The sequence below is a fragment of the Pseudoalteromonas aliena SW19 genome (assembly GCF_014905615.1).
Taxonomy (GTDB): Bacteria; Pseudomonadota; Gammaproteobacteria; order Enterobacterales; family Alteromonadaceae; genus Pseudoalteromonas; species Pseudoalteromonas aliena.
This window is the reverse complement of sequence record NZ_AQGU01000019.1, coordinates 1-26,586: the sequence shown is the minus strand read 5'-3', so window position 1 is coordinate 26,586 and position 26,586 is coordinate 1. Positions and strand designations below refer to the sequence as shown.

At 38.8% G+C, this 26,586-nt stretch carries 29 protein-coding genes; 7 read left to right on the top strand and 22 right to left on the bottom strand.

The window, feature by feature from the left end:
* Window positions 1–464: 464 nt before the first annotated feature.
* The gene (locus tag PALI_RS01725) at window positions 465–944 is read left to right on the top strand and encodes an RNA recognition motif domain-containing protein (protein ID WP_193154654.1); all 480 of its coding nucleotides are present in this window, start codon (window positions 465–467) and stop codon (window positions 942–944) included.
* On the opposite strand, the gene murI is transcribed toward PALI_RS01725, so the two are convergent.
* Both murI and PALI_RS01715 read right to left on the bottom strand, forming a co-directional pair.
* Complete coding sequence (gene murI / locus PALI_RS01720) at window positions 907–1,707, bottom strand: glutamate racemase (protein WP_193154652.1); 801 nt, start codon at window positions 1,705–1,707, stop codon at window positions 907–909. The genes PALI_RS01725 and murI overlap by 38 nt on opposite strands.
* A 65-nt stretch (window positions 1,708–1,772) precedes the next feature.
* Window positions 1,773–2,912, bottom strand: coding sequence for a DUF5610 domain-containing protein (locus PALI_RS01715; protein WP_138586185.1), 1,140 nt, complete (start codon window positions 2,910–2,912; stop codon window positions 1,773–1,775).
* Between the two features lie 164 nt (window positions 2,913–3,076).
* On the opposite strand from PALI_RS01715, the gene trmA reads away from it, so the two are divergent.
* Window positions 3,077–4,174, top strand: coding sequence for a tRNA (uridine(54)-C5)-methyltransferase TrmA (trmA, locus tag PALI_RS01710; protein ID WP_138586184.1), 1,098 nt, complete (start codon window positions 3,077–3,079; stop codon window positions 4,172–4,174).
* A 10-nt stretch (window positions 4,175–4,184) separates the two neighbouring features.
* Here the strand turns inward: trmA and PALI_RS01705 are convergent, their stop codons facing one another.
* The 6 genes from PALI_RS01705 to ccoG form a co-directional block, all read right to left on the bottom strand.
* Window positions 4,185–4,538, bottom strand: a complete 354-nt coding sequence (locus tag PALI_RS01705) for a DUF523 domain-containing protein (RefSeq protein WP_226894475.1) — start codon at window positions 4,536–4,538, stop codon at window positions 4,185–4,187.
* Window positions 4,539–4,735: 197 nt separating this feature from the next.
* The gene (locus PALI_RS01700; protein ID WP_404935929.1) at window positions 4,736–4,903 is read right to left on the bottom strand and encodes a 2-thiouracil desulfurase family protein; all 168 of its coding nucleotides are present in this window, start codon (window positions 4,901–4,903) and stop codon (window positions 4,736–4,738) included.
* A 60-nt stretch (window positions 4,904–4,963) separates the two neighbouring features.
* The gene (locus PALI_RS01695; RefSeq protein ID WP_193154650.1) at window positions 4,964–5,602 is read right to left on the bottom strand and encodes a thiol:disulfide interchange protein DsbA/DsbL; all 639 of its coding nucleotides are present in this window, start codon (window positions 5,600–5,602) and stop codon (window positions 4,964–4,966) included.
* A gap of 20 nt (window positions 5,603–5,622) precedes the next feature.
* Window positions 5,623–6,246, bottom strand: a complete 624-nt coding sequence (locus PALI_RS01690) for a thiol:disulfide interchange protein DsbA/DsbL (RefSeq protein ID WP_193154648.1) — start codon at window positions 6,244–6,246, stop codon at window positions 5,623–5,625.
* Between the two features lie 34 nt (window positions 6,247–6,280).
* Complete coding sequence (locus tag PALI_RS01685; protein ID WP_138585103.1) at window positions 6,281–7,255, bottom strand: serine/threonine protein kinase; 975 nt, start codon at window positions 7,253–7,255, stop codon at window positions 6,281–6,283.
* A 49-nt stretch (window positions 7,256–7,304) separates the two neighbouring features.
* Window positions 7,305–8,735, bottom strand: a complete 1,431-nt coding sequence (gene ccoG, locus PALI_RS01680; RefSeq protein WP_193154646.1) for a cytochrome c oxidase accessory protein CcoG — start codon at window positions 8,733–8,735, stop codon at window positions 7,305–7,307.
* A gap of 290 nt (window positions 8,736–9,025) precedes the next feature.
* On the opposite strand from ccoG, the gene PALI_RS01675 reads away from it, so the two are divergent.
* Window positions 9,026–9,385 (top strand): hypothetical protein, encoded by a 360-nt coding sequence (locus tag PALI_RS01675; protein WP_077536650.1) that lies wholly within the window; start codon window positions 9,026–9,028, stop codon window positions 9,383–9,385.
* On the top strand, window positions 9,385–9,591 hold the full coding sequence (locus PALI_RS01670) for a hypothetical protein (protein ID WP_077536649.1): 207 nt from the start codon (window positions 9,385–9,387) through the stop codon (window positions 9,589–9,591). The genes PALI_RS01675 and PALI_RS01670 overlap by 1 nt, the downstream gene beginning before the upstream one ends.
* 44 nt (window positions 9,592–9,635) lie before the next feature.
* Here PALI_RS01670 and PALI_RS01665 read toward each other — a convergent pair whose 3' ends face one another.
* From PALI_RS01665 to gspC, 13 genes are all read right to left on the bottom strand, one after another.
* The gene (locus PALI_RS01665) at window positions 9,636–10,223 is read right to left on the bottom strand and encodes a UPF0149 family protein (RefSeq protein WP_193154645.1); all 588 of its coding nucleotides are present in this window, start codon (window positions 10,221–10,223) and stop codon (window positions 9,636–9,638) included.
* A 22-nt stretch (window positions 10,224–10,245) separates the two neighbouring features.
* Window positions 10,246–11,004, bottom strand: coding sequence for a type II secretion system protein N (locus PALI_RS01660; RefSeq protein WP_193154643.1), 759 nt, complete (start codon window positions 11,002–11,004; stop codon window positions 10,246–10,248).
* Window positions 11,005–11,007: 3 nt separating this feature from the next.
* On the bottom strand, window positions 11,008–11,481 hold the full coding sequence (gene gspM, locus PALI_RS01655; RefSeq protein WP_077536646.1) for a type II secretion system protein GspM: 474 nt from the start codon (window positions 11,479–11,481) through the stop codon (window positions 11,008–11,010).
* Window positions 11,478–12,683, bottom strand: coding sequence for a type II secretion system protein GspL (gene gspL, locus PALI_RS01650; protein WP_193154641.1), 1,206 nt, complete (start codon window positions 12,681–12,683; stop codon window positions 11,478–11,480). The genes gspM and gspL overlap by 4 nt, the downstream gene beginning before the upstream one ends.
* Complete coding sequence (gspK, locus tag PALI_RS01645; RefSeq protein ID WP_193154639.1) at window positions 12,680–13,666, bottom strand: type II secretion system minor pseudopilin GspK; 987 nt, start codon at window positions 13,664–13,666, stop codon at window positions 12,680–12,682. Before gspK ends, gspL begins: the two co-directional genes overlap by 4 nt.
* Window positions 13,666–14,343: a type II secretion system minor pseudopilin GspJ gene (gene gspJ, locus PALI_RS01640; RefSeq protein WP_193154637.1), complete on the bottom strand. Its 678-nt coding sequence runs from the start codon at window positions 14,341–14,343 to the stop codon at window positions 13,666–13,668. Before gspJ ends, gspK begins: the two co-directional genes overlap by 1 nt.
* Window positions 14,344–14,718, bottom strand: coding sequence for a type II secretion system minor pseudopilin GspI (gene gspI, locus PALI_RS01635; protein ID WP_077536642.1), 375 nt, complete (start codon window positions 14,716–14,718; stop codon window positions 14,344–14,346).
* Window positions 14,718–15,305 (bottom strand): type II secretion system minor pseudopilin GspH, encoded by a 588-nt coding sequence (gene gspH, locus PALI_RS01630; protein ID WP_193154635.1) that lies wholly within the window; start codon window positions 15,303–15,305, stop codon window positions 14,718–14,720. Before gspH ends, gspI begins: the two co-directional genes overlap by 1 nt.
* A gap of 49 nt (window positions 15,306–15,354) precedes the next feature.
* Window positions 15,355–15,777 (bottom strand): type II secretion system major pseudopilin GspG, encoded by a 423-nt coding sequence (gspG, locus tag PALI_RS01625; protein ID WP_077536640.1) that lies wholly within the window; start codon window positions 15,775–15,777, stop codon window positions 15,355–15,357.
* A gap of 80 nt (window positions 15,778–15,857) precedes the next feature.
* Window positions 15,858–17,093 carry a type II secretion system inner membrane protein GspF gene (gene gspF / locus PALI_RS01620; RefSeq protein WP_193154633.1) on the bottom strand — a complete coding sequence of 412 codons (1,236 nt, stop codon included), beginning with the start codon at window positions 17,091–17,093 and terminating at the stop codon, window positions 15,858–15,860.
* Between the two features lie 2 nt (window positions 17,094–17,095).
* Entirely contained in the window at window positions 17,096–18,661 is a 1,566-nt protein-coding gene (gene gspE / locus PALI_RS01615; protein ID WP_273047307.1) for a type II secretion system ATPase GspE, read from the bottom strand.
* Window positions 18,654–20,717 (bottom strand): type II secretion system secretin GspD, encoded by a 2,064-nt coding sequence (gspD, locus tag PALI_RS01610; RefSeq protein ID WP_193154631.1) that lies wholly within the window; start codon window positions 20,715–20,717, stop codon window positions 18,654–18,656. Before gspD ends, gspE begins: the two co-directional genes overlap by 8 nt.
* 23 nt (window positions 20,718–20,740) lie before the next feature.
* On the bottom strand, window positions 20,741–21,682 hold the full coding sequence (gspC, locus tag PALI_RS01605) for a type II secretion system protein GspC (RefSeq protein WP_077536636.1): 942 nt from the start codon (window positions 21,680–21,682) through the stop codon (window positions 20,741–20,743).
* 212 nt (window positions 21,683–21,894) lie between these two features.
* Here gspC and hslR point away from each other — a divergent pair, with 212 nt between their 5' ends.
* From hslR to PALI_RS01590, 3 genes are all read left to right on the top strand, one after another.
* On the top strand, window positions 21,895–22,317 hold the full coding sequence (gene hslR / locus PALI_RS01600) for a ribosome-associated heat shock protein Hsp15 (protein WP_077536635.1): 423 nt from the start codon (window positions 21,895–21,897) through the stop codon (window positions 22,315–22,317).
* Between the two features lie 12 nt (window positions 22,318–22,329).
* Complete coding sequence (hslO, locus tag PALI_RS01595) at window positions 22,330–23,175, top strand: Hsp33 family molecular chaperone HslO (protein WP_193154629.1); 846 nt, start codon at window positions 22,330–22,332, stop codon at window positions 23,173–23,175.
* 266 nt (window positions 23,176–23,441) lie between these two features.
* Complete coding sequence (locus PALI_RS01590) at window positions 23,442–24,980, top strand: phosphoenolpyruvate carboxykinase (protein ID WP_193154627.1); 1,539 nt, start codon at window positions 23,442–23,444, stop codon at window positions 24,978–24,980.
* A 452-nt stretch (window positions 24,981–25,432) separates the two neighbouring features.
* On the opposite strand, the gene PALI_RS01585 is transcribed toward PALI_RS01590, so the two are convergent.
* The gene (locus PALI_RS01585; protein ID WP_193154626.1) at window positions 25,433–25,624 is read right to left on the bottom strand and encodes a hypothetical protein; all 192 of its coding nucleotides are present in this window, start codon (window positions 25,622–25,624) and stop codon (window positions 25,433–25,435) included.
* Window positions 25,625–26,586 lie beyond the last annotated feature (962 nt).

Genomic DNA, 26,586 nt, shown 5'->3' with positions numbered 1-26,586 from the left:
TGTTAGAACTCAATCTGTACGAGTGCCCACACAGATGATTGCTTTATATTGTTAAAGAACGTTTTGATTCGCTTTAGCGCCTCAAGGGATGCGAATAATACACCCTTTATTTTTCGAGTCAACACTTAGTTTTAAACTTTTTTTGTAAGATTTAAAACCGAAGTTTTATGTAACTCTCTGAATCGTTGCTGCCTTGCTATGCTTCGGCGTTTCCCGTCTCAGTGGGGTCGCATTATAGGGAGATCCGAAAACAGATCAACCCTTTTTTAAGATCTTTTTACTGTTCGAACAAAAATAGAACAAAACACCATAAAACCATACAAAAACACAGCTAAGATGATGCTTTTTTACACTGTTTTTTATTATTTAACACAAATACCATTGCTATGTTTGATTAAGACGTTAAGATAGCAAGTTCACAATGTTAAATTAATGTTTATTTCCTGTTTATTGGTAGATCTAAAATGAAATTACCCGATCAAAAGTCTTTTATATTTTCTGTTATCCTTGCCGTAGTTGGTTTTGTTGTCGTTAAATTTGTTTTTGGCAGCTTAGCCTTAGACCCTGCACTATTATTTGGTGCTGGTTTATTAATAGGTGGAATTGTTATCGCAGCAATGTCATCTGAAGGCGCTGAAGAAGTTGAAGTGAAAACTAAGACTCTTTATGTTGGTAACCTCCCTTATCGCGCAAACGAAGGTGTTGTTCGTGCATTATTTGAAGAACAAGGCAAAGTATTTAATGTCCGCTTATTAAAGGACAAAAATACTGGCAAACGTCGTGGCTTTGGTTTTGTTGAAATGGCGCAAGCCGATGCTGACAATGCTATAACAAAGTTAAATGATAGTGAGTTCCAACAACGTACTTTAAAAGTTCGTGAAGCAAAGCAAAAACAAGATGAGGATGCTAATTCAATACGTCCTGAACTTGATCAATCAGTGTAACCAGCTTTACTACTAGCTTAGTACTAAAAATATCAGCCGTTGCATAATATTGCAGCGGCTTTTTTGTATGCGAAGCTTTTTTATTCAACCCACAGTAACTACTAAGTAAATCACTAACACGATTGGCTATTGCAGCTCCAGAATCAAGCAACTGTACTTTTGAATTAAAATACGCGTTTATTGGTTTAGCTAAAATAGGAAAATGTGTACACCCTAGCACCAACACATCAACTTCTTTATTGATCTCTAAACTATCCAGCTCTTTATAAAGCTCATCTGTATCTAGTTGTTGAGTAAAAAAGTACTGCTCTGCCAGCGACACCAACTTAACACTACTATATAAGTTCACCGTTATATGCCTGGCATGTTCTTGAATTAGTTTAGCCGTATATGAACTTGATACAGTTGTAGGCGTGGCAAGAAGCCCGATATGTTTTGATTGACTTAATTGAGCCGCCGGCTTTATTGCAGGTACAACGCCTACAATTGGAATATCAGTAATTTGACGTACCGCACTCAACGCTGACGTGGATGCGGTATTGCAGGCTATAACAATTAAATCGACGTCGAGGGCTTCTTGTTTGATGAAATGTACAAGAGCGCATAAACGATTGATGATAGTTTGTTGTGATTGAGCACCATATGGCAGTAAAGCATTATCCATAAAATAACTGTATTGAGCATGAGGTATGCTCTGCTGAATATGCTCAAGTACCGTAGTGCCACCAATACCTGAATCAAAAACCATAATGTGCACTGACAAACCACTGTTCCTACTGTAAATTAAGAATAGCAGTTTGACATGTCACTTTTGTAAAGGAAAGCAGTTTAACTTTGCGGTGATTCTAGATTAGCCAGCTCATCTGCCGCAGTATTTAGCTGATCCAGGTTTTCAAACATTGCTTTGGTATAATCAACTAATTTATCAATCTCGCTTTGATCTTGATTTAACCATTCCATAATACCCGATAATTGGCTTTGCAGACCCAGGTCGGCTGCTTTTGTATAAACTTCTTTTAAATCGTCATTAAAAGGGGCTATTTTTTCCGAGACCGCCTTCTCTGGTATTGGTCTGTATTCTTCGTAGCTTTTTATCGTTGCAACCGTTTTGGTTTGTCTTAAATCCATTGAGAAAGCGACTAACTGTTCGTTATCTAAACTCAACGCTTGCGCTTCTTCAAATGCTTTGTCTAAATCGCCACTAAAAAAAGTTTTACTCACTCCTTGTATGTCTTCCATTAGTTCATTAATCGCTTTTTGTTCATCTTCATTTAAATCACCATTAACCGACATAGAAAATGATAACTCTCGAGACTGCGATGATTCACTTATATACCCTTCACTATTTCCCTGCTTTTGATAACTGCTCGCTGACTGTGACTCAAAAGAGTCGGAGAAGCTAATACTAACTTCATCACCTTCTGCAGTAGTAAATTTGTATTCAGCGTTATTGCTTAAACTAGCGTATTGAGCCTGACTAATACTCACACTCGCCGGTTGTGGGTTAAACAAATCATCTTCAAGCTTATTAAGACCATTAAAGATACCTTCTTTGGACTTATTAATGCCTTCTTCAATATCGGTATTAAATACACCGGTACCTTTTAATTCATCAATTGCATCATCAATCCCCATTTGCACACCTTTGCGGGCTTCACCAAGTATGCCTTTGAGCTTGTCATCATCAGCACCATTAGCCTTCGCATTTTTGAGTGTACCTGTCACAAAATCGAGTACATTTTTAACTACCTCGCCAAAATCAAATAATGACTTATCTGCTTTTTTCTCAGCAACAGGTAAGCCAAGTTGCTCAGCCATCTTATCGCCCAACACTTTTGCAGCAAGTTCTTTCCCGCTTTGTTGATAACTATCTTGAGGAGACTTAATTGTTGGCTGTGGTATCGTTACTTTATTATTGAATTTATTGATATTGTTATTTGGCATAAAGCCAAAATTATTGATTTTCATAATTCGTCTCCTAAGCGTGAGTAATTTATTATCGGCTATAACGTATAAAACTAAAGGGGAACGCACAAAAAAACAGCATTAATTCTAGTCAAAACTAGACAAATACGCCTCGCCCCCTACAATAGCGCCGATAAACAGATCTCAGAGATAAGGTAGTAACGTTAATGGCAGTTATTAAAATCGATACCACACAATACGATGCACAATTAAGCGAGAAAGAGCAGCGAATACGTGCACAGTTCCAACGTTTTGGTGTAGAACAATTAGAAGTATTTAGTTCAGAGCCAACTAACTACCGTCAACGTGCTGAATTTAGAGTATGGCATGATGGCGACGATCTGTTTCATATAATGTTTGATCAACAAACAAAAGACAAAATCCGTGTTGATACGTTTGATCCAGCAGCACCTTTAGTAGGTGAAATAATGCAGGTGATGATTGAAAACCTTAAGCCTTGCGAAATATTACGTCGTAAGTTATTTCAAATAGATTACCTATCAACGCTAAGTGGTGAAATTTTAGTAAGTTTGCTTTATCACAAGCCACTAGATGATGAATGGTTAAATGAAATTAAAGCGCTTAAAGAAAAACTGAGCAGTAAATACAAAATTGACTTCATTGGCCGTGCTCGCAAACAAAAAGAAGTGCTGGGTGATGACTTTGTAACTGAACGCTTAACAGTTAATGGTCGCGAGCTTATTTACCAACAAGTAGAAAACAGTTTCACTCAGCCTAATGCTAAAGTAAATATTAGTATGCTGGAGTGGGCACAAAATTTATGTAAACCACTTAAAAATGATTTATTAGAGCTTTACTGTGGCAACGGTAACTTTTCAATTGCGTTAGCTGGTTCGTTTAATAAAGTGTTGGCAACAGAGATATCAAAATCATCTGTACACTCTGCTCAATACAATATTGCTAAAAACAACGTAGAGAACTTAGATATTATTCGTATGTCGAGTGAAGAATTCACCCAAGCTATGAACGGTGAGCGTACTTTCTCTCGTTTAGACGGTATTGACCTTAAAAGCTATGACTGCCAAACCATATTAGTTGATCCACCGCGCGCGGGCATGGATGAATTAACCTGTGACTTAGTGGCTAACTACGAAAGCATAATTTATATATCGTGTAATCCTGAAACCCTTGAGCGTGACCTTGATCTCTTAACACGTACGCACAACGTTAAGCGCTTTGCTATATTTGATCAGTTCCCATATACACATCACATTGAGTCTGGTGTTTTTTTACAACGCAAATAACCAGCCAGAATTAAAGTGCCAGTACTTTTATAAGTGCTGGTATTTGCTCTTCACTAAATACTTGAATACCATTTTTTATTAATAATGCAGCAGTTAAACCCAGTCCTTCGATTTTTACTCCGCGATGCTTTCCATCATATATTGTATTTCGTCCGCAAGAAGGGCTCGATTCTTTAAGTAGGGCAAAACGAACTTGATTCTTTTTACACAGTTCTAACGCTATATTAGCTCCAGTTTGAAACTGTTCTGTTACATTTTCTCCTAAATTAGTAACTACTCTCCCCTGAATTATTTCAGCAGGGGATATAGGGCGTGTTGACCTTTCGTGATTGATTTTGCAGCAGACTGTTTGGTATTTAGGCAAGGCAGAGCCTATGTAGTGTGGTTATTCCCCATAAATAGGCGATAACGCAGCATAAATGCCAAACATGCGCTGCCCGAAGGGTTCCTTCTAGGGACAATCAACTCTTTGTTGCTCGGCTTTTACTTAGCCCACTAGGTTACAAACCTCGCGCCGCGATTAAATCGCCCCTAGATTGAACAAATTTCAATCTACAAAGTTCAACACGCCACAGGTATAGGAAGTCCACCAGCGACCTCAGGACAAAACACTATTAATCTATTTTGTTTTTGCCACAAATTAAGCTGTGGATGCAAAATTGCGTGCCCCCTACCATCGTAGCGAACAGGCTGTCCTAGCAAGCAACTCGATACTAATATCTTTTCCATCACGATATCCTTATAAAGCAAAAAAGCTCCATTAAGGAGCTTTTTTTGATTTAGCTAAACTTATTTATTTGCTAAATAGTTAATCAGTTTACTGATATCTTCTGGCTTAGTTATACCCGACTCTTTACCGAGGTTTAACTTATATTTACCATTGACAATAAAAGTAGGTACACCACGAAGTGCGCCTTTTTCTTTAAAGTAGTCTTGATCGCGTTTCATTTTAGAGCTTAGCGTACGTACCGAAAAACTTTTAAACAACTTGTCAAACTTACCGCCATCAACGCCTTGCGCTACAAAGATATCTTTTACATCTGCAAGCTCATTAAACTTAGCGCGCTTGGTATGAATGTGATTAAAAATAGCAGAGATAATTTTATCTTTTTGCGGAAGTACTTCTGCTGTTGCAAGCGCTTGGCTCATCATTTGTTGATTTTCTGGATCGCGAACCCCCACAAAATCTACATGACTCTTTTTAAACTTAACGTTTTTATCAAGTGACGGTTTAAATTCTGAAATGAGTCCTTCCATGTTATTACATGCCGGACAGTAGAATGAAAAGAACTCTTTAATTTCTGGCTTTTTAGTTGCGCGCTCAGATACAACATCGTAATGCACGCCTTCTTCATAAGTTGCTGCAAAACTTGTCCCTGCCATAGGCAGTAATAGTGCAAGCAAGCCTACTTTAACTAATTTGATCATTATTTTTATTCTCCAAAAATTTATAATGCTAGTAAAAATTTAACTAACTCATCAAGCTCTGTTTGGCTTTTAATAGTATTTATATTTATCTTATATTTATCATTAACAATAAAGGTAGGAACTCCGGTGAGCGCACCTAACGCTGAATATTTATTTTGCTTATCTTGCAGTGCGCGTTCAGCAGAAATAATTGGCATGCTAGCAATATCACTATCAAACGTGTTGCTATCAATACCATTAATTTCTAGGAGTTTTTTAACATCTTTTATTTCTGTTAGCGGTGCACCTTGAATATGAATACTCTTAAATATTTGTTCAGCAATATTGTGTGCTTGACCATGCTTTTTAGCAATTAAATAAGCAAAGCTTAAATTTGATTGTGTTTGCGGTGACACACCGCCTAAGAAATTAACGTGATTTTTAATAAACACGACACCGTCTGGTAAGTTTTTTTCGATAGCTTTAGCAACAGGTTCAAACTTAAAGCAGTGGCCGCAATAGAATGAGAAAAACTCGGTTACTTGTGCAGTTGAACTTTTTTCTACATCAATAACTGTATATTGGTTATCAATTTCAAACTGTGCAGCAAAAGCTGCAAAGGGTAAACAAAGAAGCAATAAGCTAAGTTTTATTTTTTTAAGCATGTGTGTCTCATTGTAATAGTCTTTAAAGAAAATGTTATGGCAATAACTTTAACGGCTCTTCTTGTAATGCAGAAAGCTGCTCCTTGAGAGCTAAAATTTGTTGCTCCCAATATTTGTCATCTGCAAACCATGAAAAGTTCCGTACAAAAGCCGGATCACTCCATCTATTTGCGACCCAACCCATATAATGAATAATACGCATTGCTCGCAAAGGTTCAATCAATTTGAGTTGAGTGTGATCAAAATCACAAAACTCTTCATATGCGCCCACTAGGGTATCTAACTGTAACAGCTGTGTCATTCTGTCGCCACTGAGCATCATCCATAAATCTTGAATTGCAGGCCCTTGGCGGCTGTCGTCTAAATCAACAAACATAAGTGCGTCTCCTGCCCACAAAATATTGCCTGCGTGACAGTCCCCATGTAGACGTATCGTTTCTACCTCTTTGTATTGCGCTTGAGCTTTTTCTATTACTAAATCTAAAATAGTATAAAAAGCTGTTTTTAAACCAAGAGGGACTAAGTTACTTTTTTGTAGATGAACTTTAGCTGTATGCAAGTATTCTTCGCATGTCACTGTTGGCCGGTGCGTAAATGCTTTTGTTTTAGCAATTTGATGCATACGTCCAATTAAACGCCCTAACACATCAAGTTGATCTAAGTTATCAACTTCAAATAAGCGCCCGCCTACGCTAGGAAATAGCGTAAACCAATATCCTTGGTGTTCGAACAAGCTTGCTCCGTTATGCACTATTGGGGCAACAACTGGCACTTCGGCCTCTGCTAGCTCAAATGCAAAATCGTGCTCTTCCTGAATTTGCTCTTTGCTCCAGCGCTCGGGGCGGTAAAACTTAACGACGTAGCGTTTCCCGCCTTCAGCGACAAATTGGTAAACTCTATTTTCGTAGCTATTTAAAGCAAGTAAACCAGACTCGGCATAAATACCGACGCTTTCGATAGCATCAAGAATAAGGTCAGGGGTTAAGTCAACAAAACTAAATTTACTCATATGCCTCTTATACAAAATAAAAGCGGGTTGCCCCGCTTTTGTTAATTTATTATCGCGCTTTGAAAAAGTTACTTGGCTGCAATATTTCGTTATCTGGTTCGTTAATTGGTGAAAGCACAAAGTTAAACTCTGTCATAGGTGCTTTTAAGTCATATGGATCCATTACTAATGATAAAGGCACATTGTGTGATTGCCCTGCTTGCACAGTGAATGACTGTTTTCCTATGTATTTAAAGTTATCTAAACCTTGTACTTTAATATTAAAAGTTTGCTCGTACTGCGCTTTATTAATGACCTTTAATGTATAGGTGTTTTCTACTAAACCATCAAAATCGACACGGTATAATTGGTTACGATCGCGAATAATATCAAAGTCCATTGTTTTACGCAGTGCGATGTTAGCCACGAGTGCGCTGGTTAATATTACTAAGATGACCGTGTAACCTATTATTTTAGCTCGCAAAGGATTTGTTTTATTTTCAGGTGTTTCGAGGTTTCGCTCTGTTGTATATGAAATAAGCCCACGCGGGTATTCCATTTTATCCATTACACCATCGCACGCATCTATACAGGCACCACAGTTTATACACTCGGCTTGTAGCCCATTTCTAATATCAATACCTGTTGGGCATACTTGAACACACAAATTACAGTCTATACAGTCACCCATTTCTAAATCTTGATGAGCGACTTTACGAGAACGAGGACCGCGACTTTCACCACGGTTTTCATCATAAGTTACCGTGTACGTGTCTTTGTCGAACATAGCCGACTGAAAGCGAGAATACGGACAAATGTGTAAGCACATAATTTCACGCATCCAACCTGCATTGCCATAGGTACATACTGCAAAGAAGATCACACTAACAAGCGCATATCCCCCTAGATTGAAAGTGACAAAATCAGGAAGCAACTCCCGAATAGGTGTAAAATAACCCACAAAAGAAATAGCGGTATATAACGAAAATAATATCCAACTAGTATGTTTAGCGGTTTTTCGCCAAAACTTATCAAAGTTCATTGGCCGCTCATCGAGCTTTTTACGCTGATTAGCTTTACCTTCACACTTTTCTTCAAACCAAATAAATATAAAAGTCCACACCGTTTGCGGGCAGGTGTAACCACACCATACTCGGCCGTAAAAAGTAGTGACCAAAAACAACGCAAAGGCCGCCAACATAAAAATAAAGGCTAAAATAGTAAAATCTTGAGGCCATAGTGTTAAGCCAAAAATATTGTATTTTTGACCCATCAAATCAAACAATACGGCCTGTTGACCGTTAAAGTTAATCCAAGGGAGCAACATAAATGCAAGTAACCCTAAAAAACCGATGCGTTGCCTAAGTAACTGATGGAGGCCTTTTACAGCACGCACATAAATGCGGTTTCGGGGGTTGAATCTGTCGTCTTGGTGGCTTAAATCCGGTTTTTGGATTTTAACCTCTACAGGGATGTTCTTTACTTTAATTTGTTTGTCCATCGAAGTTCCTCAACGCCGCTTGGAAAGAAAAGTTCAGCAATATTCAAATACTCTAATATTATAAGGTCTAACAATTTATTTGCTAACTATGCTCAGTTTAATAAATCGACACTTGAATACTTTCAGATATTTCAGAAATATCTGACTGCTGCTAGCCATTATACCAATATTGATTAGAATTACTGGCATTGATTGCTAATAATTTATTCACCCTCGCCACTTGCTTTTAAAACACATTTTATTACACTGCATAATAATTTAACCCTATTTAGATCAAGGTTTGCGCTTTCGTGAAAAAATTTATTATATTAGTCATTGTGATCCTTGCTTTTTTTACTATCGATCATCCGCTTATAAAAGAGCCAAGAGAAAAGCTTTTAGGTGAAGGCGTTAGCCTTTTAGGCGAGTCAACAAAAGTAAATAGAAACCCAGCAGCAAGCATGGCTAAAAGCAATATAAGCGCTCAATTGGGATTATCAGAATCTGAGCATGAATATGTAGAAAAAACATTTACAACAGATGATTCAGTACGATTATTTCATTTACGTTATTGTCGCGAACGTGATTTAAATCTGTATTTTTATGATGACCGCTTAAATACAGTATGCAAAATAGTGTCTGAATCGTTAGCGCAAAAGCGAGTGAAGTAATGGACTTTTCAAAATTGAATAAAAAAGCGAGCGACTCATTTCACAAACATCGAAATATGCTTAAGAAATTAGCGCAAGGAAAAGCATTGAAATGCGAACAGTGCAACACCATGCTAACACTCAATTTAGCCACTGGAGAGTCTGGTAAAGGCATAATAAAGTGCAAGCAAGGCTGCACAGACATAGAGTTAGAATTAGGCGCTTAATAAGATTTATAATAGGTTACTTATAAAAATAAGTAACCTAAAAGCTACTCGTCCCACCCTTCATCTGTATACAAATCACTATTAAGTGCGACAATTTCAATCAACTCGGCAAAGCCTAATGCAAAATCACCCATTAATTCATATTGCTGTAAGCAAAGCGATTGTAGTCCTAAGTTATTTTGCGCAGCGATAGTAGTAATGGCGTCTTCACCTAGAGCAAAAAAGCTTAATGTCGCTTGAGCGCTCTCTAATGCATCTTTATATTCTGCTTCTAATTGCTCAGAGGTTAATAGTTTTTGAGTGTAAGTCGTTGTCGCTGTTAAAAAACCTTCACTCCAGCTTTTACAAAAATCAAAACTGTATTGCGTTGGTAATTTATAGCCAATCTCAAACACTTGCTCGCTTATTTGATGGTATAACGCCATAAATAAAAACAAGACTTCTTCGTCTAAATTATCTGTCGTGTTTGGTAAGATTTGTGCAATCCACTCATGCACGTCTAATGGCTCAGGAGAACAAATTACGCCAAACAAGTAACCTTGGCTTTGCGATAAGGTCATCGCTTCAGGCTGAGTATCTAAAAATGTGCTGAGCTGCGTAGCATGCAACTCAGTAAATTGAGGTAATTGCATTAAAACTCTTTATTTGTAAACATTAAAAATTAAGCGGATAACGACCTTCTCTATCTGGACGACCTAAAAACTTCACTGCATCGTGTACGTCTTTTGGTAATGTTGCATCAGGCTTTACGTATCCAGCTACTTTAAAATCGAAATTAGCCTTTAACATCGCATCAGCTTCAAGCCCTAAGGTGTTATCAGGATCAATAAGTATGGCTATGTCGCCAGACTTACAACTAAGGTTACCACCAAGCGGACCAATGTTAAACCAACCGTTTAAACCCTGTACATCAATATCTGGACTCGCTATTTCGCCTTTTAATGATTCACAATAGGGCGTGCCTGAGCTGTATTCATCAAGCTCTAATATTACGCGGCCTTTTGCTGTTACTGGCAGTGGTAATTGAATACGCTGCATTGCTCTTTCAACGGTGGAGCGAACAAGCCCATCAGTTACTTTAATTGTATTATTAAATAAGCCATAATTTACATTTGCATAGCCTGAAATATCGCTGCGCTCACGCGGATCACCAAACTTTAAATTAGTATTTAAGTTGCCGGTAAATAACTGCCATCCAGCAATATCCCAACGCACATTATTTAATTGCTCGCCATCAAAGCGTACTTGCATCATTTGCCCTTGCCAAATGCTACCAACGGTTTGACCTACTTCTAACTGCTTAGGTAGATAAGGTTTAGCTAAGTCCAATGCAATAACTGCGGGCAACTTAACAATACAAAAAATAATAAAGCTAAATAAAAATAAAATAGATAATGTTATTGTTTTTTTCATTAATTACTTCTCTAATACCAAGCGGCTTACGCGCACATAACCAGATTTATCATCGCGGCTTAAATCCAAGTTCTCGACACGTAAACCATGCTGATTAACAAGTTCATCGAGCCACTCTATCAAATGATTGAACTCGATTGAGTCGAGCGTCAAACGCAGTGAATCATTACTTGGCTGCATTTTGCTGATGCTAATTTTGTAGCGAGCACGCGTTGAGTTAACTATTTGGCTTAAATTTTGGCTACTGGCAATTTGTGTACTGCCCGCAGCTTTGAGTTTAACAATACTCTCATCAACCCAAACCAATAGCTCTTGTTGTTTAATTTGCGCTTGCTCAGCACGTTCTATTGCATTATTTAGTGGCCTAAAGATCCCCATTACTAAAATGAAAATAATAAACACACCACCTGCAATCATAACTAAATGTTGTTCTTGTTCCTTTAGCGAATGCCAATGTTGCATCAACTGCTTTTTCATACCGCACCTCGCAGTTTAATTTCACCCACGACAAAGTCGCCATCGTTATTCAATGAGCCTTGGTCAACCGTTAAACCTTGCTTTTCAAGCAATATTTTTACTTTACCGAAAGTTTGAAAATCCTTCGCCCTAGCTCGAATACGCAGCTCGTTACGACGCTTATCGTAGCGTAAATTTTCAGGTGTGAATTCACTCACTTGAGAAAACACATTAACTAAATTTGTTGTTAAGTCTAAAAAGCCAGCGTCGCTTGACCCCTGTATTTTTTTTAATGCGCCTCTAATTTGACTCTTAACAAGTTGCGGACGAACTTTAGTACCTGGAAACGCGTTCTGGTAACGCTCAACCACTTGTGCCTTTGTGATTTCTAGCTGAGTATTTAATTGATTTAATTCTACGGCCTTTATTGCAATAGTTGATACTAATGCAACACCTGTAATAACCGCAGCACTTTTCCAGTATCCCCACCATAATGTACTTTTCTTTTTAAGTTGATACATGCCTTGGCGAAGATTGAATTTAACGTTATCAAGTTGTTTAGCAAATAATCCTAAAGGTAAATCATAATCACTTGTTTGCGCTTGCAGGCTAACCGTTTCAGGGAATTGAGTCGCTGGGCTAAAATGCTTTATGTCAGGATTACCCATTGCCGTTAAATAACCATTTAACCAACTACTTTCTACAGCACTTATATGCCATTGACCTTGCTTAAATAACCATTGTCCATTGAGTTCTATGGCCGTTATTGCATCATCTGCTGTAGGTAATAACAAAGCATCTGGTAATATTTTATATACGGGCAAATTATACTCTACAAATAGCGCAAGCCATTGCTCAAACCACTCTTTATCGACCATAGCAACACGTATAGCATGTTGCTCATCTATCATGGTTGATTCACCGACCGCTATAAATAAATCATCTACGTCACATGCAATATCTTCTTCAAGCATATACGGTAGTGCTTGCTCAAGCTTACGATTCCATTTAGCAGGCAAAGTAACTGTTTTTAGCTGTACTTGATCACTTGGCAGTAAAATAACCACCTCACGACTTTGCGCTTTTTCACTTAACTCGCTTAAATGACTGGCATTAGCAAGCTCTCCACTGGCTATTATTTCTTGTTCTTGTGGTGAGTATATTAACCAGTTAAGTGTTTCTTGTTCAGTTTGACCCGTGCGGATCAATAATATTTCTGTCACTGTACGCCTCCAAATTTTCGCGCCAGTATCGTTACGTCACCATTGTTGGCATACAGTAATGTGGTCATCGAAAAACGCAAATCAACAAACGTTGCCTGCGTTTGTAATTTAAAATATTCGCTATTAATACTAAATAAGTTTTCTACTGCTTTAATGTTTTTCCCGCCTTGCTGAAGTACTTGTTCAAAGAATACTTCTTTGCTATCGAACCCAGCTTCTGGTCTTGCTGCTATTACGGCCTCAGCACCGGATAAACTCAACTCATCAATAAACGCACTGAGTATGAGAGCTTGCTCTGGCGTTAATGTATTTATATTAATAGAAAGCAAAGTACTACCTGGAATAACACACACGTAAGGAAGTATTTTTTCCATTACCAGCGGATTAAAGCCTTTGATCAATCGTAGTTCTGAAGTTGATGCAAATAAGCTATTTGCGGTCAGGTATGGGAATTTTTGTGACAAATACTCTCCCTCTTCTGCACCTGAGCGATATGTAATGCTGTTGGCATCTAACCAATCAAATACACTGTCAGCCATTGCTTCTTCAGACTCATTCGCAGATAAGTCTTCTATGTTTTCAAGTAATGTAAACAATGCTTTATGCGCTGGGTTTGTTTTATTTGCGCTATTTATATCAGGTTCTGCGGCTAAAGCATTCAAATTTAGGCAAGCTTGTAGGTCCGTTATTTTGCCACTCAGCTTGCCATTATCAACTGGATAAGGAACATCACCTTGTTTTGCCCATATTTGATCTAATGTTGTTTTCTCAGGGTCATCTTTTTTACTTTGAATAAGTGCTTTAATAGCTAGTTCTTCTGCACCATATGCGTACCACTTAGCTTGCTGGTGTCCTTGCAAATTGGTACTTTTTTGTACTTGGACCATCAAATTAGCACTCATTTCTACAGCTAAAATAGCCGCTAACGCCACCATAAATAATACAATAACAATGGCAGCCCCACGCGATGATTGATACCCCATTATGGCGTGCCTCTGCTATTTTTATTAGTTGTATTAGGTGTTGAACCATTTGTTGCTGTACTCGTGGGCGTGATCACCTTGCCTTGTCCTGGCACTAAAAATACACGGCGAATTGGTTTCGCGTCAACTTGCTGCAATGTAACGGCAACCGCTTTCGGTAATGCCTTAATATCCCATTGCTCTAGCCATTTATTTTTGTCATCAAGAAATTCAAACTTTAGCTCTTCGATACCTTTGAGGATAACTTGCACTCGTGGTTCAGTGTTATCAAGTTGATCTACATACACGCGATACACTCTTTCTAAGTTATCATCAATCACTCTATAACCAACCGCTTGTAATTCTGAGCGGGGTAGTAAATTAATTGGATTTACCCAACCATCACGCACAAACGCAATCCCATGATATTGACTTTCTAAAACATAACGCCCAGCAAGTAAATAGAGTTCTTGTACATCGCCAGCTTCGTTTCGCACTGCGCGTTTAGTCATTTGGCTAAAGTCTTGATCCATTAACCTGAATGTAGTTTGTAAGCCATTTAACTCAGCTATTTTTTCATCTGAGGCATCTTTAGACCGCGTCGTAGTCTCTAATATTTGGTGAGTAGCAATAATAACAAAGGCTAAAATTCCTAGAGCGACCATTACTTCAAGTAATGTAAATCCACGTTGCTTCACTTATTTCTTACCTTTATTCAAATAGGTGGAAAGCTCATAAACAGAACGCTCGTACTTCTCGTCACTAAAAACAGTAATGGTTAATTTAACAAAGCTTTTGTCGGCCGTAGGCATCACATCTTGTTGCCAAAACCACTCAACACCCGCCATTACTTCGCTACCACGCAATCCGCTTTTACTTTGCCATTGCTCACCTTTAGTGCGCTGCTCTACCAAGATATTTTCTGCGACCCATGAGGCATATGTTTGATCTTCAATGCTTGATAAATGATGTATATGCTCGCTAGTTACTTGCATTGCTGCAATACCTGTCATAGCACAAATACTTAGCGCAACTAATACCTCTAATAAAGTAAATCCTTTATTGTTATCCATTATTCTGGCTCTCGGCGCAAATTAACAGGGGCAGTAAATTCACCCTCTATAAAGTAAACAGGCTCTCTTTGATCTTTTAACTCAAGTGTTAGCTGAAATGCACTGACTTCACCCGATGACAGTATAAGTACTTGAGGGATTTTGAGCTTTTTAAGTTCTAATAAGCTGTCTTCGTCGCCGCCGCTCATTAATTCACGCCAATTGGATTGTTCGAGTAAGTTATCTGCTGCCCACGCTAAATCTTCTAGGTTTAGTGTTAATTTAAAACGTTCGTCAAACTCAACGGGATTAAATAACTCTTCTCGGTCAAACGTTATCCATTTCTCACTATCAAAAACTAAAAATTCGAACTTATTTTTGTCTACCTGAAATCCCAATTCAACTTGGTTCAAAATAGCAAACTCTGATGCCATATTAATGGTGGTATGCAGCCTAAGTGCTTGAGTATCTAGCTCATCCTCTGCACCGCCTTCTAAGCTATATACCACCATTTTGGTAGCAAAAGCGATGATCACTAATACCACTAAAATTTCAATTAAACTAAAGCCTCGGCTTTTTCTATGCATACGTTCAGAGCTTACTTGCATAGCAAGCTCTGGTTATTAACGTATAAATTCAAAGCACTATTGATTAACATTATTGCTTCTCAGGATCCCAGTTACCTATATCATCCTCTGTACCAGCTTCACCATCAGGTCCAACAGAAAAAATATCAAACTTCCCGGCTTCTCCTGGGCTGATTAATTGGTATGGTTTACCCCATGGATCATCAGGTAATTCACTAATAAAACCACCATCTGGAAAACGCTTTGGTACCGGTTCAATATTCGTTTTATTTACAAGCGCTTCAAGGCCTTGCTCTGTGGTTGGATAGCTTTTATTTTTAAGCTTGTAAAGGCTCATTGCGTCTTCAAGTTGCTGAATATCCAAGTGTGCCTTATCAATTGCAGCCTCTTCTTGCTGACCCATAATATTAGGCGCAACAATTGACATAATCATCCCGATGATAACCAGTACCACCATCACTTCTAGTAAAGAAAAACCTGATTGTTTATTCACGTAATTACCTCATTATTCTAAAATATTAAGTAAAAATGGTTTAGGTAAAACCACTAATATATAAAAAAACTAAGCAAGAGTTAAAGCCCTACGGCTTTATTCATTGCCATTATTGGCTGCAAAATTGCCATCACTATAAACAGTACAATAACCGCCATAGAGGCAATCATTGCCGGTTCTAATAATTTCAACGATACATTAACCATACTTTCAAATTCGCGGTCTTGGTTATTTGCAGCGCGCTCTAGCATTTGTTCAAGTTCGCCTGACTTTTCGCCACTGGCTATCATATGCAGCATCATCGGTGGAAACAACTTAGTTTGCTGAAGTGCAGCGCGTAAACTAGCACCTTCACTTACTCTATCGGAAGCATCCGCCACTGCTTTTTTAATTTTTTCATTTACTAACACCCCACCCGATATACGCATTCCCTCGAGTAAAGGTACTGAGCTTGATGACAAAATACTTAGCGTTCGCGCAAAGCGAGCTGTATTTATACCACGTGCAACCTTACCAATACCTGGCATGTGGAGTATTCGATTGTCCCACCAAAAACGTATTTTTGGTTTTTTTAAGGCATGTTTAATACCAATAGCGATGCCAGTGATAGCAATTAAACTGATAAACCAATAGTTTTGTACAAAATGACTACCGGCCATTACCCACTCTGTTGTCCAAGGGAGTACTTGCTTGGTTTTTTCAAAGGTTTTTAATATTTTAGGGACTACTGTTCCCAGCAAAACCGCAACAATACCAATGGCAAATATAACCAGAATAATAGGGTAAACCATAGCTTGCGTAATTTGACTGCGCATATGTTGGCGTTGCTCAGTGTAATCAGCTAATCGATTTAATACCTGATCTAAATGACCCGACTTTTCACCTGCGGCAACCATTGCACGGTATAAGTCATCAAACACATGTGGAAATTCACTCATACCATCGGCAAGTGTATAACCTTCAACAACCTTTGAACGTACCGACATCAACATGCGCTTTAAACGTGGTTTTTCGCATTGCTCGGCTACGGCCATGACGGCTCCCTCAACAGGCAATGCGGATTGAATTAACGTGGCCAATTGACGGGTGATAAGTGCTAAATCAGAAGTAGATATAGTGGGTTTAAAAAAGCTACCTAATAAAGGCGCTTTTTCACCTTTTACTTGTTTGTCACTTTGCGCTGCTGGGACTACCTCAAGTGGCGTTAATTTTTGATCACGTAAAATTTGGCGAATTTGTTTCGCGGTATCAGCCTCTAAAATACCTTTTTTTTCTTTACCCCTACCATCTAAGGCACGATACTCAAACGCCGCCATAATTAACCTTCCTCACGGGTAACACGCAATACTTCTTCAAGTGTTGTTTTGCCTGCAAGTACACGGCTACACCCATCTTGACGGATGCTTGGACTGCGTTTACGAATGTATTTCTCTACGCTTTGCTCACCTTTACCGTTGTGAATCATTTCACGTATTGTTTCATCAACTACCAGCAACTCATGAATACCAGTACGACCACGGTAACCATTGAAGTTACACTCCTCACAACCTACAGCTCGATAAATCGTCGGTTGGCTTTCAAAAGGAGCACCTAACAGCTGACATTCATGCTCGTCTGCTGTGTGGCCTTCTTTACAGGTATTACATAACGTACGTACTAAACGTTGCGACAACACACCGAGCAATGAAGATGAAAGTAAGAATGGTTCAACACCCATATCTTCCATACGGGTAATTGCACCCGATGCGGTATTAGTATGCAGAGTAGACATAACAAGGTGACCGGTAAGTGACGCTTGAACACCAATTTGCGCAGTTTCAAGGTCGCGTATTTCACCCACCATCACTACATCAGGATCTTGACGTAATATTGCACGCAAACCTCGAGCAAATGTCATATCAACTTTGGTATTAACTTGTGTTTGGCCAATGCCTGGGATCTCGTACTCTATCGGATCTTCAACGGTAAGAATATTACGATCGCGTGAGTTAATTTGGCTCATACCAGCGTATAAAGTGGTACTTTTACCAGAGCCCGTTGGCCCTGTTACCAAAATAATGCCGTGGGGTTTACTAATTAAATCTGAAAACAACGCACGATTTTCTGCAGTCATACCTAAATCTTCAAGGTTTAAGCGCGCGTTGTTTTTATCAAGTAAACGCAGTACTACACGCTCACCAAAGCTCGATGGCATTGTAGATACACGCACGTCAACTGCACGCCCAGCAATACGTAAGCTAATACGACCATCTTGTGGAATACGTTTTTCGGCTATATCAAGCTTAGCCATTACTTTAATACGAGATACAAGTAACGATGCAAGTTTACGATTAGGCTTAAGCACTTCTTTTAATACACCATCCACCCTGAAACGAATAACAAGCTCTTGCTCGAAGGTTTCGATATGTATATCAGACGCGCCCTCTTTAATTGCCTCGCTCAGCATGGCATTAATGAGTTTTATGATAGGTGCATCATCGTCACCAGCAAGTAAGTCTTCAGTTTGCGGGAGTTCATCAGCAAGTGAGAATAAATCAACTTCATTGCCAATGTCTTCCATCATCTGCTGGGTTTCCGAACTATCTCGCTGATAAGATGCTTCAAGCAATAGTTCAAACTTATCATCCGCAAGCTGCTCAAGCGTAAAACCATGCCCTGCAATACGGCGTACTTCTAATAGTACCTCCACATCAAGCTCGCCACGGTAATATACTATTCGATGCTCTTTATTTTTACTCAGTAATACACCAGCACGCCTTGCATACGAAAAAGGTAATCGCTTTGCGGGTAGTTCGATTAGCACATCATCGATTAATAGCTCGTCCTGATTATGCATTTTAGGATGAACCACATCTTGGTTTATCTCTTCAATTGCATTAGTCATCTTTACGCTCTTGTGCATTTTGTTTACGTAAAGAATCTTCATACGTTGGTGGCAGTACTAATTCATCATTCCATTCAGGTAAAATTGGTGAATCAGTCGCAGGCATTAACTCAATCCCATCTTCGCGCTGTTTAAATTGCTCACCACGAATAAAGTTATACTTATTAAAGCTTAACTTATTCATGCTTATACCATCACGAATAATAGTCGGGCGAATAAATACAATAAGATTACGCTTTTTGCGCGTTGTATTTGTTGATCTAAACAGATGCCCCAATACAGGTATGTCCCCTAATAATGGCACTTTAGAAACACTTTCTTGTACGTCTTCATCAATTAAACCACCCAAAACAACCATGCCTCCATCATCGGCCATAACGGTTGTTTTAATTGAACGTTTATTCACTGAAATATCAACAGCAGTTGCACCACTAACACTCGACACCTCTTGTTCAATAGTAAGTTGTACCGCTGAACCATCATTAATTTGTGGTGTTACTTTTAGTTTAATACCGACTTCTTGGCGCTCAACCGTCTGGAATGGATTTGCATTATTACTGCCCGTTTGCGAACCCGTTATAATAGGCACTTCTTGACCGACTAAAATAGATGCTTCTTGGTTATCCATTGTTGTAATAGACGGTGTTGCCAGAATATTTGAGTTAGTATTGGTTGATACTGCCTGTATAATAGCGCCCCAGTCATTTTTAATCACACCCAGCGCCAAACCATTAATACCACCCAGTATTGAAGCTAAAGGGCCATAGTCACCCTCAGAAGTTTCGTTATATTGAGTGGGCTTACCACTTTCAGTACCTATGATCGTTTTAGTCACTGTTTTATCTCGAGCTAGTTCTGCAGCTACCGCAACAGAGCCAACGGGAACCGTTTTACCATTGTTAAATTGCAGCATACCACCTTGTTCAGAAATCCATTGCAACCCGAGGTTAACCCCATCGCCTTCCATCACTTCTATAATTATGGCTTCGACTAAAACTTGTGCACGACGAATATCTATTCGCTCTATTACTGATTCAAGTGAACGCATTGTGTCTGGTTGCGCTGTGATAATTAATGAGTTGGAATCTGGGTGGGCTTCAATACTGGTTTCATTTTTACTGCGGCTACGTGTCTTTGTCGCCCCGCCTTGTGCATCATCCGTTAGCGATTTACTAACGCCTTGCAATACTTTCACTAAATCTTCAGCTTTCGCGTAGTTTAGGTAAAATACCTTTGTATTACCTTGGCTTTCTAATTCCCCGTCTAAGCGCTTAATAAGCTCAATTGCACGCGTACGAGCTTGACCTTCACCACTTACAATTACACTATTAGTTCGGCCATCTGCCACTACTTTTGGAATTAAGAATTCAGGAACACTGCCTTTACCATTATCTTTATAGATATTATCGACCACTGATACTACATCATCAGCAGTAGCAAACTTAAGCTTAACTATATCTACACGCTTATCGCCAGCTTGATCAACCGAACGAATAATTTCAACTAAACGATTAACCGATGCTGCATGACCAGTCAACATCATCACATTAGCCGCATTAAAGTTTGCAACATGGCCACCATCTTTTTGGTCACTAAATTGCCTTACCAATGGGCCAAGTTCTTGTACGCTTACGTTTTTAACTCGTACAACTCGTGTGATCATCATGTCGCCGCTAGCGTCACTACCTTCGGTAATTAGTGGCACATTAGACTTTTTAGCATCAGAACTTTTTTCTACTTTTATAATGCCATTATCCATTTCAACGGCCGAGTAGCCGTAAACTTCTAATACGTTTAAAAAGAACTGATAATAAAGTGCTTCATCCATTAACTCATAACTGCGTACGTTTACTTTGCCACGCACATTAGGGTCAATGATGACTGTTTTATTAAGGTTTTTACCAACGATATTGATAAACTCGTTGATATCTGTCCCTTTAAAGTTAGCAGCGTATTCAACAGCTGAAACTGACAATGAAATACTTGCCGCTAAAAAAAGTGCCGCGTACTTAGCTAACCCTTTTTTAATTTTTTTGAGGTGTAGCACCTGAACCATTATATTAAAACTCCAAAGCTATGTTATTGCAGACTAAATTGCACATCTATTTGTTCGCCATCACGTTCTATAGTGATATTGGCATCCGTGCTATTGCGCAGCTCATTAATAGCTGACATTGCCTGTTTTAGATCTGTTAGTTGATAGCCATTAATTGCAATAGCTAAATCGTTATTTTGTAAACCCATTTGCTTAAATAATGCAGGTTCTTTACCTGGACTTAAGCGATAACCAATGAGCTCTCCATCGTTCATTGCTTGTGAAACACGTATGTAATCAAATAATTTACCTGGTTCTTCGAGTAATTCTTCACGTGTCTCTATTATTGATTGCTTTACTTGCGGATCAGCAGTGGCATCTATTTTCAGCTCACTCGATACAAATTGCTGCGGCCCCATATCTTCATCATTACGTGCAGCTAAAACAGGCATAGATACCGTTTTAGTAAAATCGAGACCATCAAGCATTAATGTTTCAAAGCGGCCACTCACGTTTAAAATTACACGGTCTGGTAATATTTGCGCCACTTTAGCTCGGGTACCTTGTATAACATCTTCAGCTAAATAACTTACTTGTTTACCTTGTGATTCAATAATCGCCACTCCACCTTGATCATCATTACTCACCGCAACAATACCTGTGAGATTAATACTTAGGCGAGTCTCTGGCGCGTTGTTAACAACCTGCGATTGCTGCGCAGTGTTATTGTTATTTGTTACAATTGCTTTACCGAATAAAAATTGTTCAATGATATGTTGGGCCGAACTATTACGAACATTATTTGATTGACTAGTATGTTGCGCAGGAGCAAGAGGAGATATAACCGGCTTTGGCCAAACAAGCCAAACTAATTTTGATAATAAAAAAGCAAGGTAAACAACAACTAACAGTGTAACTAACGCACTTAATTTAGCATGCGGTAACCGCGTTAAAAATTGTTTAAATTGCTGAATTTGCTGTTCCATAAATAGTATTCTTATTTTAATTTACTGCGTAAGCGCGTACCCATAGTACCCTTTCATTTTTCATTCAACAAGAGTACTAATATTAAACTTTGTAAACAGAATGAATTAATTTAGCTTGTCTGTATAAAAAGCAAACTTCCTATGTAATACCTTCATCCGATGATGATTCCATGATAAATTTTAAGTTATAACTAAAGTGGATAAAATGCCTTATGAGTAAAAGAAGTAATAGCAAGTCAAACTCAGACCATACAGACGAAGTAAAAGTTCGATTAGATAAATGGCTATGGGCAGCACGCTTTTATAAAACACGCGCAGCTGCTCGTGAAATGGTACAAGGCGGTAAAGTACATTATAATGGCCAGCGTACCAAAGCGAGTAAAATTGTAGAGGTTGGAGCAATTGTTAAACTTGCTCAAGGCGTGGATGAAAAAATAGTTACTATATTAAAAGTGCTTGAAAACCGACAAAGCGCCCCCATTGCACAGACCTTGTATCAAGAATCTGCTGCAAGTATTGTTAAACGCGAAGAGAATACCATCGCACGTAAAAATAACAGCTTCTTTGCACCTCATCCGGTAAAAAAACCAGATAAAAAGCAAAGACGCGAACTCTTAAAAATGAAATCAAGTTAGGTAAAGCCGCTCATGCAACAAGATTTACTTCACCGTTATTTATTCAATGAACTAGATGTTCGTGGCGAACTCGTTCAAATCAAAAGTGCCTATAATGAAATGATTGCCGATCATAATTATCCGGCTCCTGTTAAAGCATTACTAGGTGAATTGCTCGTTGCAACATGCTTACTCACTGCAACTTTAAAGTTTGAAGGTGAAATAGCCGTACAGTTACAAGGTGATGGGCCTGTTAAATACGCAGTTATTAATGGCGACGATAAACAAAATATGCGTGGTATAGCTCGTTTGCAAAGTGAAGTAACAGGGACCACCGTGAAAGAGCTTATCGGCCAAGGTTACATGGTGATAACTATTACCCCAGATAAAGGCGAACGCTACCAAGGCATTGTGCCTTTAGAACACGATACATTGAGTGAGTGTATTGAAAGTTACTTTGAGCAGTCAGAGCAATTAAAAACACGTCTTTGGTTTGCAACTGATACAACTGAAGGCAGCGCTAAAGCATGCGGTTTATTTTTACAAGTACTCCCTGTTGACAAGCAAAAATCAATTGAAGACTTTGCCCATTTAGAAGCCCTAAGTAATACGATTAAAAACGAAGAACTATTACATCTTGATGCTAATACAGTACTTACTCGCTTATACCACGAAGATAACCCTCGTGTGTTCGAACCACAAGCTATTAAATTTAAGTGTGGTTGTAGTCGCGAGAAAACAATTACTGCCCTTGTCAATATAGGACAGCAAGACCTACTTAAAGATATTGATGAAAAAGGTTCGGTGAACATTAGCTGTCATTATTGTTTAAAAGAATATGTTTTTAATGAACAAGACGTAAAAAACATTTTTAATTAAGAACCCCCTCTTAAAAAAGTACACACTGAAAAGCTGTAAACACCACAGCTTTTTTGTTCATAAAAAATGATACCGGTGTCATAAAACTAACAACTTTTATGACACCGGTATCATTGAAATTATTCATGTTTTTTACTAAATATATGTGTTTTTAACGCTTTCATAGGCTCGAACATCCCCAACCCTTCTGTTACTATAATTACAGCTTAAGGTAATTAAGAACCCAGAGCTATCCCGTTCAATCTCTCATATAGTTAGGTATAAACATGACTTCAAGCGCTACACGTTTTGTCGATTTAACCGCAGCTGAACTTGTCGAGCACGCGATCCGCCGTGGCGAAGGGACTTTAGCCGCAAACGGAGCTTTTGTTGCAATCACCGGTCGTCGTACTGGTCGTTCACCAAAAGATCGTTTTATTGTTCAAGAAGCAACTACTCAAGATGATATCCAATGGGGCAACGTAAATCGCCCATTTGATGAAGATAAATTTGACGCACTATGGGCTCGCGTAGAAGCACATGTTCAAAGTAACGACCACTTCACCTCTCACCTAGAAGTTGGCGCGGACACCGAGCATTACTTGCCTGTTATTGTAACTACAGAAACAGCGTGGCATCATATTTTTGCCAAAAATATGTTTATTGAACCACAAAATTACAATGCTTCTGATCTGCCTCAATGGCAAGTGATGAACGTCCCGTCATTTGTATGTGAGCCAGAACGTGATGGCACAAATAGCGATGGCACGGTTATTATTAACTTCGCGCAGCGTAAAGTGTTACTTGCGGGTATGCGTTATGCCGGTGAAATGAAAAAATCGATGTTCTCTGTCCAAAATTTCCTACTACCAGCAAAAGGTGTATTACCAATGCACTGCTCTGCAAATGTAGGCGAAGCTGGCGATACTGCATTATTTTTTGGTTTATCAGGTACTGGTAAAACAACGTTATCTGCAGATCCAACTCGCTTTTTAATCGGCGATGATGAACATGGTTGGGCACCCGGTAGTGTATTTAACATCGAAGGCGGTTGTTACGCTAAATGTATCGATCTTTCTCAAAAGAATGAACCTGTTATTTGGGATGCTATTCGTTTCGGTACAATTTTAGAAAACGTCGTATTAGATAAAAAAGGCGTTCCAGATTTTCACGATACGAGCCTAACTCAAAATAGCCGTGCGGCCTATCCGCTTGAGCACGTTGAAAAGCGAAAAGTAGAAAACCGTGCAGGCGAACCAAAAGCCGTTGTTTTCTTAACATGTGATGTTAGTGGTGTACTACCACCGGTATCAATACTCAGCGAAGAAGCCGCCGCATTTCATTTTTTAAGTGGTTATACAGCAAAAGTAGGATCGACTGAAATTGGTTCTACAAGTGATATTGAATCTACGTTTTCAACATGTTTTGGTGCACCATTTTTCCCTCGTCCAGCAGGCGTTTACGCCGAATTACTAATGAAACGAGTACGCGAGTTTGGCGCTAAAGTATATTTAGTTAATACCGGCTGGACAGGTGGTCCTTACGGTACTGGTAAACGTTTTGACATCCCAACAACTCGCGCAGTTGTAGATGCAATCGTATCAGGTAAATTAGCAAGTGTTGAAACACAACATATCGATGTATTAAACCTTGATGTACCTGTTGAAGTTCCAGGTGTAGACACTAACTTACTCAACCCTATCAATACTTGGGAAGATAAAGCTAAGTACAATGAATATGCCGCTAAACTTGCTGCTGACTTCACTGAAAACTTTGCTAAGTACGATGTGTCTGATGATATAAAGAATGCAGGGCCTAAAGCTTAATTATTTGTTTATAAATTAGCTTTGAATTTGCATTAAAACGCCAGCTCACGCTGGCGTTTTTGATCCATTCAATGAATATCCCATACCAACACTAAGTAACCTGAACTATGGATAATAAATCTATCTCTAGCAGCTATTTTCTGCGCTAACTGCGTTGAATTTACTTGCAATAGGCCAGCTATTGACGCGTAAAGTCGCCTTTTTTTCACTGAAAATCTCTGGCTGGAGAAAATAAATTTAAATATCATCATGATTCAATACGTTAGTAAATTTCTTAACCAGAGTTCAGGTTAAGTAAATAAGGGAATGGATGGATAATTACGAGATTGTTGAGTTCTGTAGCAAGATAGCTTGAGTGCCAGCCAGCTTGATGCATTATAACTACTGAGTACTTACCCTCAGATATAGATTTGATATAAGCTTTAAATGTTTTCTCATTCCTTCACTATTACTCACCAGTAAACAAGTGCTTCAGTATGTCTGTTACTAATACAAACAGCGCCGAAGAGGTATGCATACTCAAATTGCTGCTGTTGAATCGCTCTTGGTCTTGCTCCTTTCTCTGCCCAGATTTTAGTGGTTGTGCTTCTTTGACCAAACCGTGCTTCATCTTGAAACCAAACAAGCACGTTATCAAGAGACACATGACCTGGGATCTTAAGGACCGTTTCGATTTAGAATTTTTTAAAAGCGTCTTGTGCTTGAGCTGATTGCTTTCGACTACATATGATTTTACTAGGGCGTGTTGACCTTTCGTGATTGATTTCTCAGCAGACTGTTTGGTATTTAGGCAAGGCAGACCTATTTCGTGTGGGTATTCCCCATAAATAGGCGATAACGCAGCATAAATGCCAAAAATGCGCTGCCCTTTAGATTCTTTCTAGGAACGATTAACTCTTTGTTGCTCTGTTTTTACTTAGCCCACTAAACCATGATCAAAGTATGCTTTGCTCCAAATATTTACACTTATTCTGCTCACTTTTAAAAAAGCGATGTCGGTTCTATTTTTCCCCCTCAGTGAAGCGGGGATTGGTAAATAACTTCAATCGATGCTGAGCATTAGATCTGGTATTTATTAATAAAGAAAAGTTTTGGTACATATCCACTCCTGTTAATACAGCTATTATACCAATCTGCTTATATATGGGGTCTATTTAGCGTAAAGAAAATTACGCTAGAACTAGGCAAAAAATTTTTGTATCTAGTTGTTCTAAATAAAAATTTTTAACTACATTATAGTGCAATTTAATTAGTTAAATTGATCAAAGATTTATACAGTTTTGTATCACTAGCATCGCCGGAGGCTGTCTTCAGACTGTTACAATTTGAGTTTGTACAACCTAAATTAATTTTTCTACAGACGTAAAAAAGCCCGAATCGTTAGATTCGGGCTCTCTACAATTTGAGGTCGGTGCGCTACGCAGTAGAATGTCGTAGTGCCCACAGCGGTGGAGAGCCACAGTGAAATGCTACATCGTTTATTGTCCGCTATTCACCCGCATTTCACTTTTCTGCAGACGTAAAAAAGCCCGAATCGTCAGATTCGGGCTTTCTACAATTTGAAGCCTGGTAATGTCCTACTTTCACATAGCAAATGCTACACTAT